Genomic DNA, 16406 nt, shown 5'->3' on the forward strand with positions numbered 1-16406 from the left:
GAAATTGCATTAAAGGGAGTAAGAAAATGTTGAAAATAGGGATTATAGCTCCGTATCAAGGCTTAAAAGAAGTAGCAAACAAGGTCAGTGAAGCTCACCAGGAAGTGATTATAGACGTACAGTTAGCTGATCTGGAAGAAGCTGTAGAACCTGCCCGCCAGTTTGAGGAGCAAAACTACCATGTATTGATCAGCCGGGGCGGAACGGCACAAATTTTGCGTGAACGAACTTCTCTTCCAGTAGTTGAAATAGATGTTTCCGGCTACGATATACTGCGTACGCTGCTGCTCTTCAAAGACTCTAAAGAGCCTATAGAATTAATCGGGTTTCCCAACGTCTGCCATGGGGTGAATCAGGTGGCGGAACTATTGGGTATATCCATTTCCTATCAGGTTATTCACAGCTCTTTAGAGGTGCATCAGGCAGTAGAAAATGCTATCAGCCGAAACATACAAGTTATTATTGGAGATACAGTAACTTTGACGACAGCCCGGCGTTTTGGACTGGAGGGGATTATGATAACCTCTGGGCCGGAGTCTGTGGAACAGGCTGTCTTTCAGGCAAAAGAAGTTGGAAGGCTAATGCTTTATCAGGACTCGATGAACAGAAGCTATCATCATTTACTGGAGCATTTACCGGAAAATATTGCTTTAATCAAAGATACCGGGGAATTAATATTTGCCAATCAGTCATTTTTAAATCTCTTTCGATTGACCTCGTATGTAAATCAAAATGCTGAGAAGAGCAATACATTGCAGAGCTTGCATCAAAAAATGCTGAATTATTCTTTTCTTCAGGAGACGTTCGTTTTTGAGGGACGCAGTGTAATTGTAGAAGGAGAATTTTTAGTTGAAGGAAAAGAACGACTGTATTTTTTGAAAATCAGTGATGAAAACAGATACAAAATAGAACAAAATGGTTTATCCATTCAGCCGTTACAATCAGACATTGTTTCCTTTGGCCAAATTTCTACAGCTGATGAACGAGTACGTTCCGTGGTGGAAAAGGCGAAAAAGTTTACTGAATCCGTATATTTTATCCAAGGGGAAAATGGGACGGGTAAGCGTTCCATTGCTACCGCGCTGCATCATTACCGTAATAACTATATTGAAAATCAATGGGAAGTAAGACTGGACGAAGATTTCGGCGAAATTGCGATGAAGCGGCTCGAAGCTATGATTGTATCGGGAAGTGGCACATTTTACATTAAAAGTTGGGAGGCTCTTTCAAAAGATAGGCTTGAACAACTTTTTCAAATTGCCTCTGCTTCCGCCTCTGTAATTATATTTGCTGCCAGGCAAACTGAGCTGCCTTTGCTTCAAGAGAAATTTCAAAAAGAAAGCCTGGTGCTTTCACTGCCTCCTTTACGTGAGAGAATCGAGCACTTACCGGAATATATACGCACATTCATTGCCAGAAACAATTCAAAACACGGGAAACAGATTGTGGGAGTGGAAAGCGGCCTTTTGTTAGAATGGAAAGCCTATCACTGGCCGAGGAATCTGCATGAACTGCAGGAACTGGTTGAAGTGGGTGTACGGAACTCCGACGGTCCGTATATTTCCAGAGAAGCCATTCTGACTAATGCTGAATCCACTGATGGAAGGGGTGAAGTGCTGGATCTGAATCAGCCACTGGATAACATTGAGAAACAAGTGATCAACTTAGTGCTTCAGGAAGAAAACATGAACCAGACCCGGGCTGCCAAACGATTGAACATTAACCGATCAACATTATGGCGTAAGCTCAAAAGCTGAAGATTAAATGGAACGAAATAAGAATAAGTAAAACACCTCTAACGTCGTTTTCCAAGTGAAATCGGCAGATGGAGGTGTTTTTTTATGGAAATGAAATGACAGGAAGATTATGACGTAAAGAAGGGTAACCCCTTTTTCTTGCTTTAAATCCCGCTTCCCGGGTTACACTGTACGCATCACTCATCTATAAATTTTAGAGAAGTGAGAATAAGAGAAAACATATTTATGACAAGGTGGGAATCAGCTATGAAAGCAAATATCATGTACGAAGCGGGCGATGTCCGTGTGGAAGACGTACCGAAGCCAGAGGTGCAGGAGCCGACGGACAGCGTGTTGAAGGTTGTTGCTGCGTGCATCTGCGGAAGTGATCTGCATCCGTACCGTCACATGCATGCCCATGATCACGGGGAAGGCGAGCCGATGGGCCACGAAGTAATTGGCCGCATCGATGAAATGGGCTCCGGCGTCACAGGTTTTAAGCAGGGCGATCTTGTCGTCGTGCCATTCGCGTATGGGGACAATACGTGCCCGTACTGCCAGGAAGGGCTGCAGACGTCGTGCGTGAACGGCGGATTTATGAGCGGCTGCCAGGCAGAATATGTACGCATCCCGCAGGCGCAGGGGAGCATGTTTAAGCTGCCGGACCACATCGATGACGATTCACCGCTGCTTCCTTCCCTGTTGACCATTTCGGACGTTTACGGCACCGGCTACCATGCAGCCGTTATGGGCGGTGTGAATGAAAACACGACCGTCACCGTGGTGGGTGACGGAGCCGTCGGACTGCTTGCTGTGCTGTCTGCGAAAAAGCTCGGCGCACCGAAAATTATTTTAATGGGACGCCATAAGGAACGCACCGACCTCGGAGTGGAATTCGGTGCCACAGACGTCGTTTCAGAGCGCGGGGAGGAAGGCATTGCCAAAGTCCGTGAGCTGACAGACGGTGAAGGGACCCACGTCGTACTGGAGTGTGTCGGGCTGATGCCGGCCTATGACATGAGCGTGGGCGCTGTCCGTCCGGGCGGTGTGATCAGCCGTGTAGGCGCGCCGCAGTATGAAGAGGCGCCGGTCGGGTTTACAAGTCTTTTCCGTCACAATATCACATTGACGGGAGGCCCAGCTCCGACCCGTGCCTACATGGACGAGCTGCTGCCGGACATTCTCGACGGCACCCTCAATCCGGGCCGCGTGTTTGATGTCACCATGGGAATCGAAGACGTTCCGGAAGGCTACCGGGCGATGAATGACCGTGAAGCACTTAAAGTACTGGTGAAGCCGTAAGATAAGCGAATAACCGCTAAAGGGGAGACACATTCATTTGTGTTTCCCCTTTAATTGTTCTATGAAGAGCTATTTTTTTGCATCACTGGTATTAAACATATATTTCATCATTGGAACATAAAACGTTACCCGGCCAGTAAATATACGCCTGGGGATTTATATTAAGGAAGCAGCATTATAGTCCTTGGATACAAGTATAAACAAGATAGTTATTTTCAAATTAATCATCTTCACGTTTTCTTTACATGTTGGTGTCATTATATAGGTACGTCTAGATTAATTTTTAATCCGTTCACGAATTGGTAAAAATTCATTGATTTTAAAGTATTTCTATATACCCTATTAGGGTATATAATAAAAATAGGAGGAGGGGTAACTATGATGAATGGAAGCATGGCGGTAATGTCTCTTGGCATGTGGATTTGGATGCTTTTTCTCATCGTGCTTGCAGCTGTGGGTATCTATGTTATCGTTCGATTAGCAGTAAAATCGCAAAACAGCAGCAACGATACTTCATTAAGTACACTTCGACAGCGTTTTGCCAACGGGGAGCTGACGGAAGAAGAATTTGAGCAAAAAAAGCGTGTTCTTCAAAACAATAAATGAATGCCGCCTGGGAGCCTTTTTCATCATGGAAGAGGGCTCCCCCTCATTTCGCTTCGGGATATTGTTATACCTGGACCGGACGCATGGCCCGTTACATAGGGAAGGGATGTGAAAATTTGCGCAGGATGCTTCGAATGTTTTCCGGACATATTACCATAAAATTAGCAGCTATTTTGTTTTCATTGTTTTTAGTAGTATTGATCCCTCTCGCTTTCGTCATCCATGAAGTGATTTCCGGTTTTTTCTTCGAGCATGAAGTGGAAGAAATGAAGCAGAGCGTTTCTCATTACGAATCCATGTACGAAGAAAATGGCACGATTGCGACCGGAGTGCTGAAAACGTTAACGAAAGACCACCAGGACGCCTATGTGTTAAATAACTCCTTTCAACCAAGCCGTCATGTTGGAGAAAATACCGGTGATTTTACTTCCGGTATTCCGGACGGGGAACGGGAAGAAATACGTGCTGGCGGGACGGTCGAACGGGAATATACCGACGAAGCGACGGGGGAAAAGTATTTTGTAGTCGGCAGTGCCCTGCAGGACGGTGGCGCTGAGTCAGAAAGCATTTATCTTTTCTCATCCCAGTCTGCGATAGAAGGGGAAATCCAGGAGGTCCAGCGTCTTATTACGCTCGCAGTCATCGGAGCTTTCCTTCTTGCGTTTGCCTGTATCATTATTCTTGTGCGGCGGCTCACACTTCCTTTATTGCAGATGGAACAAGCAACCCGGAAAATCGCAAAAGGGGAACTGGAGGTAAGGGTCCACCATCCGCCTAAAGACGAGGTAGGATCACTTGGTACAGCAATTAATGATCTGGCTGAAGATTTAAAACAGTACCGGGATGCCCGGAGAGCTTTTTTAGCGGATATCTCCCATGAGCTACGGACGCCGGTCACATATATTAAAGGCTATTCCCACATTCTGAAGGAAAAACTTTACGATCAGGAGGAAGAGGAAGATGCATACCTTACGATTCTCTCCGAAGAAGCTGAGCGGTTAAATCGTTTGGTGGAAGAATTGTTCGATTTGGCGCAAATGGATGACGGACATATGAAATTAACCAAAAAGGATTTGGCGTTAGCCCCAATGCTTGAACGGATTGTTAAAGGCTTTGCTCTGCCGGCCCGCCAGCAGGGACTGGAATTGGACATGGACGTAGAGGAAGGACTGATCGTCCACGGAGATGAACTGCGATTGGAGCAGGTGTTCATGAATCTGATGACAAATGCCCTGCGTTATACGGAAAAAGGAAGTATCTCAATTCATGGCGGCCGCAGCTCCACTCATCAGCCGGTCATCACAGTCACAGATACAGGAATAGGAATCCCAAAAAAGGAGCTGCCATTTATTTTCGACCGGTTTTATCGTGTAGACAAGTCCCGTTCCCGTGAAGGCGGGGGCACAGGCCTGGGACTTGCGATTGTGAAGCAGTTAATGCATGCTCATGATGGAGATATTCAGGTTTCGAGTGTCCCGGGGGAAGGCACGTCATTTATATTAACGTTTGCCCGGCCCGGAAAAAATGAGCAGTAAAGAAAAAATTCAATGCTCTTCACAGTTTCTTCACATTAAGCGGGCACAATGAAAACAGGCAGGCGGGAGAGGGAAAATCAAAAAGAGAGGATGGTTTCAATGACCTACGAAGAATGCGTACAAGAATGTCTTCGATGCATGGAGCAATGCAACCGCTGTTTTGATGACTGCCTGAAAGAAGACGATGTGAAGATGATGGCAGAATGTATCCGTCTCGATCGTGAATGTGCAGATATGTGTGCCTTTGCAGCAAAAGCGATGCAAAGCAATAGTCCATTTGCGAAAGAAATCTGCGCCCTTTGCGCAAAAATCTGCCGCGCCTGCGGGGATGAATGCGCGAAGCACGGCGATCATCATCAGCACTGTAAAGATTGCGCGGATGCGTGCTACCGCTGTGCAGAAGCATGCGAACAAATGGCAAAATAGCATTAAGGAACGGGGAACCGTTGGACCACGTCCAGCGGTTTTCTTCTATTATTATATCAACAATGTACATAGAGTGCTGAAGGTAAAAGGAAGTGAAAAAATGAAGCATAAGGAAACCTACCGCATTCTGGTAGTGGATGATGAGTTTCCAATGAGACAGATGCTGCGGATCTACTTGCAGCACGGAGGCTATCAGGTTACAGAGGCAGCCGGAGGAGAAGAAGCGTTAAACCAGTGGCGAAAGCAGTCATATGACCTGTTAATATTAGATCTTATGATGCCTGGCACTGATGGCTGGGCGGTTTGTGAAACTATCCGGTCCTCCAGTGCGGTGCCGATTTTGATGCTCACAGCCCGGGCAGGGCTTGAAGACAGAGTGGAAGGTCTGGAGCTGGGGGCGGATGATTATCTGGCCAAACCATTTGAAGCCAAAGAGCTGCTTGCCCGCGTGCAGGCGCTGCTCCGTCGTTCGTATGATTTTCCCTTCTCATATGAATCGTCACAGGAAATTGAACGGGGGTCGCTGCGGGTGGATCCGGAGAAACGGTCGGTGTTTGTCTCGGATGAAGAAGTCGTATTGACCCCGAAGGAATTTGACCTGCTTCATACACTGATTGTGAAGCCGGGGAGGGTGTTCAGCCGGGAATTGCTGCTCCAGCAGATTTGGGGCATGGATTACATGGGGGATGTGCGTACAGTAGATACACATATGAAAAATCTCCGGCTCAAGCTAAACGCCTTCTATCACGAAAAAAATCCTGTTCACACTGTCTGGGGCGTCGGATATAAGTTTGAAGAATCATAGCACAGCTGTGCCAGAGCACTCAGAAGAGGGAAGGGGGAAAGGACAATGAAGTGGTTGGAATGGATAACGGCAGGAGTATTAATCATTGTTGGCCTGGGCTGCTTGACGATGTCTGCAGCATGGGCTGCGCCTTTTACGAACGTGCATACGTTTATGCATCAATTGTTTCTGGTGTGCTCCTGGGTGTTTCTGCCGCTTGGTGCTTTCCTGCTTATTTATTACACGCTGATGAAAAAATGAGGAATTTAGAAAGAGGACTGCGTGTATTAAAGCGGATCTATCCATTGGCTGATCTGTACGGTTTGATCGACAGGAAGGTAATAGGTTTCATGTGTTCGAATGTCTCTCACAAGCGGCAGGGTGGGAAGAGCTTCATCAATATCGACGATAACTGCCGTGGCACCGTTCGTTAATTGGACGGCGGCGCCTTTAGGAAAGATCCCGAGAAATTCGCAGAAAATGCGAATATATTCAGGATCCAGCGGCCCGGCTTCCTTTCGTAATAGATGCACTGCCTGAAGCGGGGATACAGCTCGAAGGTAAGGCCGGTCCAGCGATAGAGCGGAATAGACGTCGAGCACAGATAACAACCGGACAGCATCTGCAAGTTTGGATGCCGAGGTTCCACTCGGATAGCCGCTCCCGTCCAGGCGTTCGTGATGCCGGAAAGCCATGGAAGAAATAGATTCAGAAAATCCGCGGTCTTTTAATATGTTATACCCTTGTCTGGCATGATTTTTTAACATTTTCCATTCGGCCAGGGTAGGGGCTTTTTGTTTTGTTAAGACAGTACGGGGAATAGCAGTTTTGCCAATATCATGAAGCAGCAGCCCGCAAGCTATTTCACGTATATTTGGCCATTCCAGCTGACGGGCAGCCAAAGAACCGAGAAGAAAGACGTCAAACGAGTGGCGGTAGGTATACATATCCCAGGCTGCCAGCTGTTGAAATAACTGCCGAACACCCTGGTCCTTCATCAGCGAATGGAAAAGATGCTCCAGCCAATAATAATGGGAGGGCTGTTGTAATTTTCCGCCTAAACGAAAGCCGTCATCGAGGCCTGATGTATTTTTCAAAAACAAGCGGCGGTCTTCAGGACTGATCGGCATATCTATCTCACCTCATTTTCTGTGGGGTATAAGTATTACTGGAGCCTCGTTCGGCGGTTTAAATAAACCAAAAGCCCTTGGCTGAAGGGGCTTTTGGTCTGACAGCGATGCCACTTTCTGCAAAACGCCGGTTAGTGGCTGCTTAGTTCACTTTCCGTAAGCCATTTGTGATTTGTTACTTCTTCACCGTCCGTCGTGGTAAAGTCGACCATATAAACAGTAGTGCTTTCAGCTCTGTCAATATTGGCGGTGGCTCCGTTCATTCCCTCCATATGAGTGGCTTCAATTTCCGCTGTGTCTTCCGGCTGTAGCGATCCTTCTCCTGCGTTACTTAATTCTTCATAAATGATCCATTTATGATTTTCCACAGGTTCTCCGCCATCTGTGGGCTGAAAGGTAACTGCATAGGCGGTGGTGTCGTAAGCACCGGCGATAGTGGCGGTGGCACCTTCCATGCCTTTCATATGGCTGGCTTTAATTACTGCTTTATCGCCTTCCTCGAATTTAGGGTTTTTCGCCTGCTGCAGATCCTCCGGCACCTCTCCCGAACTGGAATGATTCATACCGCTGTGTCCTTCCATGGAGTCCCTCATTCGGTGATGAGAATCGTTCCGGTCATTGTTCATCATGCCCCTCATTTGCTGATGGCCTTGATGATCCATGTTTTCCATCATGTGCCCCTTAGTTTCCGGGCCGACGATACCATCAACCTGGAGGTTGTGCTCCTGCTGGTAGTGATTAATGTTCTCTTGTGTTTCCGGACCAAATATCCCGTCTGTTTCAGTTTCAATGTTCTGATTGGTTAATAGGCGCTGAACATGGTATACGTGCATGCTGGTATCTCCAGTGCGTAAAAGCTGCGTGTTTTCGGTCATGTGGCTTTGAAACGCCATCATGGTTTGGGGGCCTACAATGCCGTCCGTTTCGATACCCGCCTGTTCTTGAAAGCTTTTTACGCTTTGTTTCGTTTCATGGCCAAACAGGCCGTCCGCTTTGGTGGAAATCCCGTAATCCTGCAGCGTTTGCTGGAGCACGTGCACCATTGGTCCCTGCATGCCTTCCTCCATCATGCCGGAAGAAGACATCTCTTCATGGTGGTTAGACATGGAAGTGTCAGCATCCGGGGAATCACTTTGAGAAGCGTCGATCGTTACCGGGGCAAGCAAAAGGCCAAAAGTAACTGCCGTAGCCGCCCATTTTGTGTGTGTTTTCATGTATTGTTTTCCTCCCTGGTGTATAAAAGTGGGTACGCTAATAGTTGTACCTCTCAGGTATGGAGAAACTGTGAAGATCCCGTAAAAATCTTTATTTCAAGTTTTTTCTCTTCCTGTAATTGTGCGCGGCCGGTTTTCTGCAAATCACTATGTGCCAGGCCTGCAGGCAAAGCGTAAATGTACTGCAGTGTTGTTATTAAAGCAAAGCTGCTTCCATGATTATCTGGAAGCAGTTTTTTATGTTTTTAGTTGTTGGCAGGTATCAGGAACGGAAGTCCTGATCGCGATGGGGACGTTTGCGAATTATCGGCACCCATTTCATGTGTGTGCCGGTCCGCCAAATCCACTCCAAGGGGCCGTAGTAGAAATACTTCAGCCACAGCGGGCTGACGAGCATCTGTGCTGCAAACACCAGCATTCCGATGATGAACGCGAATACGTAGCCTGGAGGCTCCCATATGCCCATACCATTAAAAAACGTGCGGCCGCTCTCCCGGAACAGGCTCACAAAAATGACCGACTGCAGAAGATAGTGGGTGAATGTGATTTTCCCGACAGCGGCAAACGACGTCAGCACAGTAAAGGTGCCTTTGCTGCTTGTGCTTATCAAAAGCAGGCCCTGAGCAATTCCCACACTTACGAGGAAGGCATAAAAATCGTCCAGATGCTGAAGCAGGGGGGTGCCGGCACCGATATACATGCCGGTTTTTCCGATAATGCCGATAAGAAGAGATCCCAGGGTGAACAGCCATTTGCGGTCCCGGTTCTCCTGCGTACGTGAAAAGATGCCGTTTTGGTAGGCGTACATTCCAAAAAAGAAATAGCCAAGATGATCGATCATCGATGACCATTCAATCAACAGATATTCGACGCCGGTCGGATAAGTCCGGTCTGTGGGCAGGGCGTCCTTCAACCATTGCGCCGGGTTCATCTGCACAGACGTGTAGCCGTCCAGCAGGTCGATGCCGGTGGAGTAGCCGAGCCAGAACAAAAACGCGAGCCCGAGCAGCCGTATAAGGGTAGGATAGGGGTTCGTACCCTTCGTATGCAGTCGTCTGTAAATAAGCACGAGACTGATGCCAAACATCATTGCAAACAGCGGCCGGGCGCTGTCCTTAAATACGATGGCGACAGTTGTGTCAATGGAGGTACCTAGCCAGGTCGGATTTGCGGGGTTCACTAGCGCAAGCCCAAAGATATTGACGATAAAAATTGCGAACAAGGCAAAGCCGCGTATTTGATCGAGTGTGCTGATGCGTTGGGTTTGCTTATTAGGATATGTGGTAGTCACTGAAGATCCTTCTTTCTTATAAGGAAAATTTTTCTCTAAGAAGCCGGTAAGATACAAAACGTTTACATCAAGCCCTTAATATCGTAAGAGAAAAATGTGAAGAAAGTATGAAGCCCTGTACTTTAACGCTCAAAGGCAAAAATAATGTAAATGCGCTTGGAAGCGATTCCATATTATGGGATGATAAACGAAATGATGGATAAAGGGGAGGGGCATCTATTGACTGCTGATACTATATTTTTACGCTTTTTGCTGTTGCTTTTATCAATTTTTATTGTCATTGGAGTATTGGTTCCCTGGCTCGCCCGCAGATGGTATACCCGGCGAAACGGACATCCGAGAGAGAAAAGGCACGCCAATGATACTCATCGAAAATTGACATTTGGGATTGTCACAGCAAACCTTTTGATTTTGATATTTGCGAATGTCTCTGATTTGCTGCCCTGGGTTTTGGTTTTAATTCTGCTTCTTGGCTGCTTGGTCATTTACATTACAGGGAGCGCGTATTTATGGAAAAAAGAGAGCGCCAATAAAGACGATTACCGCTACGAGATGCTGGTTAACGGGGGATCAGTGATCGGGGGAGGCCTGCTTATACTGGTATGGACCGTATTTATATTTTGACGTGGCTGTTTACGTATATTATCCAGAAGCACGTACCAGCAAAGGAGAGTATGCATGGTTACTATTATATTGCTCTGTATCATGTCTGCGGGAGCAGGGCTGTGGGTTCGCGGCCGAAAGAAAGGATCACGGAGGAGAGTGTTTGTCGGAGCCCTGGGCACAGTAGCTCCGCTGCTGTACTTAGCCGGAGGCGGACTGCTTCTGCCGCTGGTCCCGCTGATTGCGTTAGGGGCTGTTTATCGGACGGGGAGCGCATCGAGTAGTTAGTGCCAATACCTCAAACTTAATAAAGAAGAGGGCGTTATTATACTGGAGAAGCTGGCTTACGCTTTTACTGCTTATCATGCCATTTATTACCTTAGGAGTCTAAATGCTGCAGGAAATGTCTGATAAATATCCAGCTATAACAAACGTTCAGTTTACTGCATAAAAAATTTAATTATTCCATTTCCTGGCGAACTTCTTCCAGTTTTTATCGGTTGCGGATATTTTTCAAATGTGCATTGTTGAAATCACTAATAAACCTGTGAGAGTATATAAAAATACTAAGCAGCCAAGCTTCTCACCCGGCATATTATTCCAGTAAACTCCCTGCCTGTCACTGAATAAACACGCTATCATAATTATCATGTTTACTTATATTCATCAGAGGTTATATATAAAGATATTAAAGTGAGCAGACAACGGAGCTGGAAGACGAAGGAAATTAAGCAGGCGCGCATTATACAAATATGACGATGGGGGAGCGGAAAAGACATTACGTAAAAAGTAATGGGAAACAAAGAAGCATGCGAATCGTGCTATAGCTTTGTGCTATGGAAAGGGGTATTTTTTATGCAGGAGCAATGCGAAAATATCACGCTGGACGACATTATGTTAACGTGTGACGGATACTTACATGTAGTAATGGAAGGAGAGCGGTCACTGCACTTGAAGGACAATGACGGCTTCCGCTATTACTACGATAAAAAAACGCAATGGATTTATGCAGATAACGGCCGGGGCGGCTGGAATTTTCTGAGCGTTGTTGAAAAACCACAAACCGCTTCATATAGAAGCAACCTGCTCGAGCGGGTGAAGCTAAGACTTAAAAAGTGGAAGTGGGCTTTTGATAATTAATAAAAATAGAACGAAGTATTTAAATGAAGATTAATGATAGACAGGCAGAGGCTTCCTTCCGGGGGCCTCTGCTTTTTATATGCGCAAAAAAGCGGCCCCCGTTTTGGAGGCCGCTTCCTGAAAAGGTGAGTTATTTCATTGCCTGCTGCATGGCGTCAAATACTTCCGTGTTCTGCAGGTTTCCGGAGAACGCTTCCTCGCCCGGGCCTTCAGCATAAACGGTAATATCCACCGCGGTATGGTCCTTGCTCGTCCAGTCGAAGCCGGCGCGTTCGCTCAATACGTGGTTAAATCCGGTCTCGAGCGTTTCGGCTTCCTCCACAATGGTTTGTTCCTCGCCGGTCAAGGTCATGCCGGTATGCTCTTCAAATACTTCGGAAGGAGTCTCCTCACCGAGAAGCACCTGCTCCTGCATGTCTGCGCCGGTGGCCTCCACGTTATTCAGAAGCGACGGATGGTTATCCTCCGTAGCCTCGCTGGCGCTTCCCCCTGTGTCGTGGTCACTCGCGACGATCACGAGAGTGTCCTCGTGCTCCTCGGAGTAAGCCGTCGCTTCTTCGACCGCCTGTTCAAAAGCTTCGGTATCAGACATCATCCATGCCGGATCGTTGGCATGCCCGGCCCAGTCAATCTGGCTTCCCTCCACCATGAGAAAGAAGCCATCTTCATCCTGGGACAGGTGGTCAATCGCCGAGGAGGTCATTTCTGAAAGGGATGGCTGAACGGGGCTCTGCTCCAGAGAAGTGTTTATGGCATCATCGGCGAACAGCCCGAGGATCCGGTCACCGTCTGCATCATTCATGGCGCGCTCGGTTTCCACATATTCAAAACCGGCGTCCGTGGCGTGGTCAATGTAGTTTTCGCCGTCCTCCCGGATGCCGCCCTCCGATTCCGGCAGAAAGTGCTCACGGCCGCCACCGTACATTAAGTCCAGGTTATCATTTTCAGTCATCTGCTTCGCGATTTCGGTGTAGTTGTTCCGGTCATCCACCGAGGAAGCAAACACAGCCGGAGTTGCGTGGGTAATTGTCGAGGTCGCTACGAGCCCGGTGGATTTCCCCATGTCGGCCGCCTCATCCAGAATTGAGGATTTGGATTCGCCGTCCGGTGTCATGCCAACCATTCCGTTATTCGTCCGTTCGCCGATGGCATAAGCCGTACCGGCAGCCGCAGAGTCCGTCACGACAGCGTCAGCAGAAGAGGTATCCACCTTGCCGGTCGTCATGTCCCGCTCTTCCCACACCGGCTCGCCGTCCTTATAAAGACTGTAGTTTTTCGATACGCTGTCCGAGAATCCGTCGGGAATCATGAGAATAACGTTTTGTGCCTGCGCTTCTTCAGCAGCCGGCTTCGTACTCCCTGCTGAATCGTCTTTTTTGTCGTTTTCCGATGCCATCGCGGTGCTTGCAACCAGTCCGCTTGCCCCCAGCAGTAAGGCTGCTTTCGTCGGACGCTTCCACTTCATCATTCAATGACCCCCTAAATAGTTTTAGCCGTGGATAACTCCACGTCCCCCACTATAGGGTTATTTTATGAAGCGGGTGTTAGCGGTGTTTAAACTTCCTGTAAAGGAAATAATGGAAATGTGTTAAATAATTTACATTTGAAATTTATTGCTTCAATTAAACAGATGTTTGACTGTTTGATCAAAGAAGTATAAGATTCAATTAAACAAACATTTAATTGTAAGAATGAAAGGAAGATTTGTATGGCTAAAACTAACGATCAGTGTGAAATATACTGCTTTGATCCGGAAAAGGTGGCCCGCGTCCAGAATCAGGTCGGGCAGGTGGATGCGCGCAGCGCTTCGCAGTGGTTTAAAGTGCTTGCCGACGAAACCCGGTACAAGGTAGCCTACGCCCTCAGCGTCGAAGGCGAGCTTTGCGGCTGTGATCTGGCCAATATCCTGGGAACCTCGACGGCCACGGTCTCTCATCATCTGCGGATCCTCCGCCAGGCAGGCGCCGTCACCTACCGCCGGGAGGGGAAGCTGGTGTTCTACACACTCGCCGGAAATCAGATTACTCACCTGCTCGGAGGCATGGCACCGGGAATGGAGGAGAAGCCGCTTGGCATCTAAAGAAGAAACCCTTGAACGAAAATCAGAGGAGAAAGGATGCTCGTGCTGCAGCGAAGAAAATACTAGTTCCTCATCAGCAACGGGCACTGGCTCCCGCAGCTTTTCGATCAATTTAACCCCGGTCGAAGAAACGTCCTGCTGCAGCTCGGATGATGCAAACGAAGAGGGAAGCTGCTGCACCCCAGAAGAGCACACAGACCAGAGGGAGCCAGGCAAAAATGCTCCAGCGAACGAATACACCTTTCAGGTGGAGGGGATGGACTGTCCTTCATGTGCGTCCACACTGCAAAAGGGCGTGTACCGTCTGCCCGGGGTGCAGGAGGCAAAGGTTCAGTACACGACCGGCAGCATGCAGGTGTCCACCGACGGGACGCTGGCTCCGGCAATGATCAGGCAAACGGTGCAGCGGCTCGGATATAATACCCAGCTGCCGGCAGCAGATACAGGAGAAGCCTATAACATTTACGGCATGGACTGCGGCTCGTGCGCCGCGACCGTCAGCAAACACTTTGCGCAGCTCGACGGCGTGAGGGACGTGCAGGTGCAGTTCGCGACGGGAAAAATGACGCTCGATCACGAGCTGCCTCAGGAAACGGTGAAAAAGGAAGTCCGCCGGCTCGGATTTGAAGCGGAGCCAGTCAACGACCGCAGCTCGCCTGCGAGCCGGCCGGAAGCCTCTCCGCTGCGCGGAATGACGAATACGATCGTCTCCGGCGTGCTCCTGCTGGCCGGTATTGCCAGCTCGCTGATGCCGGTCCCGGCGATCATTTCAATCATGCTGTATCTTTCTGTTATTGTCGTCGGAGGCTACAAGCCGGCGAAAAGCGCGTATTTTGCCATTAAAAGCCGGTCGCTTGATATGAACGTGCTCATGATGGGAGCTGCGATCGGAGCTCCGCTCATCGGGGAATACTTTGAAGGGGCGCTCGTCGTCTGGCTGTTTGCGCTCGGCAACGCCCTGCAGCAGTACTCGGTTGCTAAAACGCGCAAATCGATCAGCCATCTGATGGATCTGGCGCCGGCGGAGGCCTGGGTGAAGGCTGGGGACACATGGGCCCGGCGCCCGGTGGAGGAGGTCCGGCTTGGCCAGACGATGCTCATTAAGCCGGGAGAAAAGATCCCTCTGGACGGCACGATTCGCGAAGGACAATCGATGGTCGACCAGTCCCCGATTACCGGGGAATCGCTCCCGATCGATAAAGCATCCGGAGATAAAGTATATGCCGGTACGCTGAATGACTTCGGCAGCCTGGAGGTCGAGGTGACCGCACGTCCGGAGGATACGACGCTTGCACGGATTATTCATTTAGTGGAAGAGGCGCAGGAGCAGCAGGCACCGACCCAGAGCTTCGTGGACCGGTTTGCCGCCGTGTACACGCCGATTGTGTTTGCCGCTGCGATCGCCGTTATTGTCGTACCGCCTGTAATTGGCTTTGGCGGGTGGGCGGACTGGGTATACCGCGGACTGGCGCTGCTAGTTGTGGCCTGCCCGTGTGCGCTCGTTATTTCGACTCCTGTCGCCATCGTGTCTGCTATCGGCAATGCGGCCAAGCAGGGCGTGCTGATTAAAGGCGGAGCCTTTCTCGAGGCGGCCGGCACGCTGAATGCCCTCGCCTTTGATAAGACGGGGACGCTCACCGAAGGCAGGCCTGTCGTGGAAAAAGTATACGCCAAAGACGGCGATGCTGACCGGCTGCTGTCGGTTGCGTCGACCCTGGAGGCATACTCCAACCACCCGATCGCCCGCGCGATTACGACGCACGCCAAGGAACAAAAGGTGTCTTCCCTTGAAGGGGTGAACTTCTACGCTGAGCCTGGGAAAGGTGTATCTGGAACGATCCAGGGCAAAGCGTATGCTGCCGGGAAGCCCGAGTGGCTGAAGGAACAGGGCATTCAGACAGAGCAGCTCCAGGAGGAAATCCAGAAACTGCAGAACGAAGGCATGACCGTCGTTTTAATCGGAAACGGGGAGAGCGTTTTAGGCTACGTGGGCGTCGCCGACAAAATCCGGCCCGTGTCCTCGGAAGCGGTACGGTCGCTTCACAAAAACGGCATCCGTGAATTGACTGTCCTCACCGGTGACAATGAAGGCACCGCCGCTAAAATTGCCGGCCAGGCGAACATTGACCGGTATATGGCCGGGCTGCTGCCGGAGGACAAAGCAAAAGCAGTGCGAACGCTGCAGCAGGAAGGACGGAGAGTCGGCATGGTGGGCGACGGCATCAATGACGCGCCGGCGCTTGCCACTGCGGACATCGGTATTGCCATGGGAGGAGCCGGGGCGGATACGTCGATGGAGGCGGCCGACATTGTTCTGATGGCGGATAATCTCGAGAAGCTGCCGTATACGATCCGCCTCAGCCGCAAGGCGCTGCGCATCATAAAGCAGAATATCTGGTTTGCGGTACTAATTAAGGTGGCCGCCCTGGCGCTGATTGTGCCGGACATGTTAACGCTCTGGATGGCAGTACTCAGTGACACCGGAGCGGCACTCATCGTTGTCGCGAACAGTCTGAGGCTGTTCCGGCTGCGGGGATAAATGATTGTAATATAGGTACA

General features: G+C 49.3%; 16 protein-coding genes. 12 read left to right on the forward strand and 4 right to left on the reverse strand.

The window, feature by feature from the left end; translation table 11 throughout:
* Positions 1 to 26 precede the first annotated feature (26 nt).
* The 7 genes from ACTRXF_RS02170 (at position 27) to ACTRXF_RS02200 (ending at position 6650) form a co-directional block, all read left to right on the forward strand.
* Positions 27 to 1757 (forward strand): PrpR N-terminal domain-containing protein, encoded by a 1731-nt coding sequence (locus ACTRXF_RS02170; RefSeq protein ID WP_474277659.1) that lies wholly within the window; start codon positions 27 to 29, stop codon positions 1755 to 1757.
* A 246-nt stretch (positions 1758 to 2003) separates the two neighbouring features.
* Complete coding sequence (locus tag ACTRXF_RS02175; protein ID WP_474277661.1) at positions 2004 to 3038, forward strand: zinc-binding dehydrogenase; 1035 nt, start codon at positions 2004 to 2006, stop codon at positions 3036 to 3038.
* Positions 3039 to 3416: 378 nt separating this feature from the next.
* Positions 3417 to 3644, forward strand: a complete 228-nt coding sequence (locus ACTRXF_RS02180) for an SHOCT domain-containing protein (protein WP_474260753.1) — start codon at positions 3417 to 3419, stop codon at positions 3642 to 3644.
* Positions 3645 to 3778: 134 nt separating this feature from the next.
* On the forward strand, positions 3779 to 5179 hold the full coding sequence (locus ACTRXF_RS02185; protein WP_474277664.1) for a sensor histidine kinase: 1401 nt from the start codon (positions 3779 to 3781) through the stop codon (positions 5177 to 5179).
* A gap of 90 nt (positions 5180 to 5269) precedes the next feature.
* Positions 5270 to 5605: a four-helix bundle copper-binding protein gene (locus tag ACTRXF_RS02190; RefSeq protein ID WP_474277715.1), complete on the forward strand. Its 336-nt coding sequence runs from the start codon at positions 5270 to 5272 to the stop codon at positions 5603 to 5605.
* A 100-nt stretch (positions 5606 to 5705) separates the two neighbouring features.
* Positions 5706 to 6410 (forward strand): response regulator transcription factor, encoded by a 705-nt coding sequence (locus ACTRXF_RS02195; protein WP_474277666.1) that lies wholly within the window; start codon positions 5706 to 5708, stop codon positions 6408 to 6410.
* Positions 6411 to 6455: 45 nt separating this feature from the next.
* Positions 6456 to 6650 carry a hypothetical protein gene (locus tag ACTRXF_RS02200; RefSeq protein WP_474260758.1) on the forward strand — a complete coding sequence of 65 codons (195 nt, stop codon included), beginning with the start codon at positions 6456 to 6458 and terminating at the stop codon, positions 6648 to 6650.
* A 26-nt stretch (positions 6651 to 6676) separates the two neighbouring features.
* On the opposite strand, the gene ACTRXF_RS02205 is transcribed toward ACTRXF_RS02200, so the two are convergent.
* The 3 genes from ACTRXF_RS02205 to ACTRXF_RS02215 all read right to left on the reverse strand — a co-directional run bounded on the left by ACTRXF_RS02205 (position 6677) and on the right by ACTRXF_RS02215 (position 10024).
* On the reverse strand, positions 6677 to 7519 hold the full coding sequence (locus ACTRXF_RS02205) for an HD-GYP domain-containing protein (RefSeq protein ID WP_474277668.1): 843 nt from the start codon (positions 7517 to 7519) through the stop codon (positions 6677 to 6679).
* Positions 7520 to 7650: 131 nt separating this feature from the next.
* Complete coding sequence (locus ACTRXF_RS02210; RefSeq protein WP_474260760.1) at positions 7651 to 8733, reverse strand: DUF1541 domain-containing protein; 1083 nt, start codon at positions 8731 to 8733, stop codon at positions 7651 to 7653.
* Between the two features lie 262 nt (positions 8734 to 8995).
* The gene (locus ACTRXF_RS02215) at positions 8996 to 10024 is read right to left on the reverse strand and encodes a DUF418 domain-containing protein (protein WP_474260761.1); all 1029 of its coding nucleotides are present in this window, start codon (positions 10022 to 10024) and stop codon (positions 8996 to 8998) included.
* Between the two features lie 192 nt (positions 10025 to 10216).
* On the opposite strand from ACTRXF_RS02215, the gene ACTRXF_RS02220 reads away from it, so the two are divergent.
* From ACTRXF_RS02220 to ACTRXF_RS02230, 3 genes are all read left to right on the forward strand, one after another.
* On the forward strand, positions 10217 to 10648 hold the full coding sequence (locus tag ACTRXF_RS02220; protein WP_474260762.1) for a hypothetical protein: 432 nt from the start codon (positions 10217 to 10219) through the stop codon (positions 10646 to 10648).
* 54 nt (positions 10649 to 10702) lie between these two features.
* The gene (locus ACTRXF_RS02225; RefSeq protein ID WP_474260763.1) at positions 10703 to 10915 is read left to right on the forward strand and encodes a hypothetical protein; all 213 of its coding nucleotides are present in this window, start codon (positions 10703 to 10705) and stop codon (positions 10913 to 10915) included.
* A 567-nt stretch (positions 10916 to 11482) separates the two neighbouring features.
* On the forward strand, positions 11483 to 11767 hold the full coding sequence (locus ACTRXF_RS02230; protein ID WP_474260764.1) for a hypothetical protein: 285 nt from the start codon (positions 11483 to 11485) through the stop codon (positions 11765 to 11767).
* Positions 11768 to 11897: 130 nt separating this feature from the next.
* On the opposite strand, the gene ACTRXF_RS02235 is transcribed toward ACTRXF_RS02230, so the two are convergent.
* The gene (locus tag ACTRXF_RS02235; protein WP_474260765.1) at positions 11898 to 13235 is read right to left on the reverse strand and encodes an alkaline phosphatase; all 1338 of its coding nucleotides are present in this window, start codon (positions 13233 to 13235) and stop codon (positions 11898 to 11900) included.
* 240 nt (positions 13236 to 13475) lie between these two features.
* On the opposite strand from ACTRXF_RS02235, the gene ACTRXF_RS02240 reads away from it, so the two are divergent.
* Positions 13476 to 13847, forward strand: coding sequence for an ArsR/SmtB family transcription factor (locus ACTRXF_RS02240; RefSeq protein WP_474260766.1), 372 nt, complete (start codon positions 13476 to 13478; stop codon positions 13845 to 13847).
* The gene (locus ACTRXF_RS02245) at positions 13837 to 16386 is read left to right on the forward strand and encodes a heavy metal translocating P-type ATPase (RefSeq protein WP_474260767.1); all 2550 of its coding nucleotides are present in this window, start codon (positions 13837 to 13839) and stop codon (positions 16384 to 16386) included. Before ACTRXF_RS02240 ends, ACTRXF_RS02245 begins: the two co-directional genes overlap by 11 nt.
* Positions 16387 to 16406: the final 20 nt, after the last annotated feature.

This window comes from Marinococcus sp. LNHM3E3-2.2 (genome assembly GCF_056034385.1).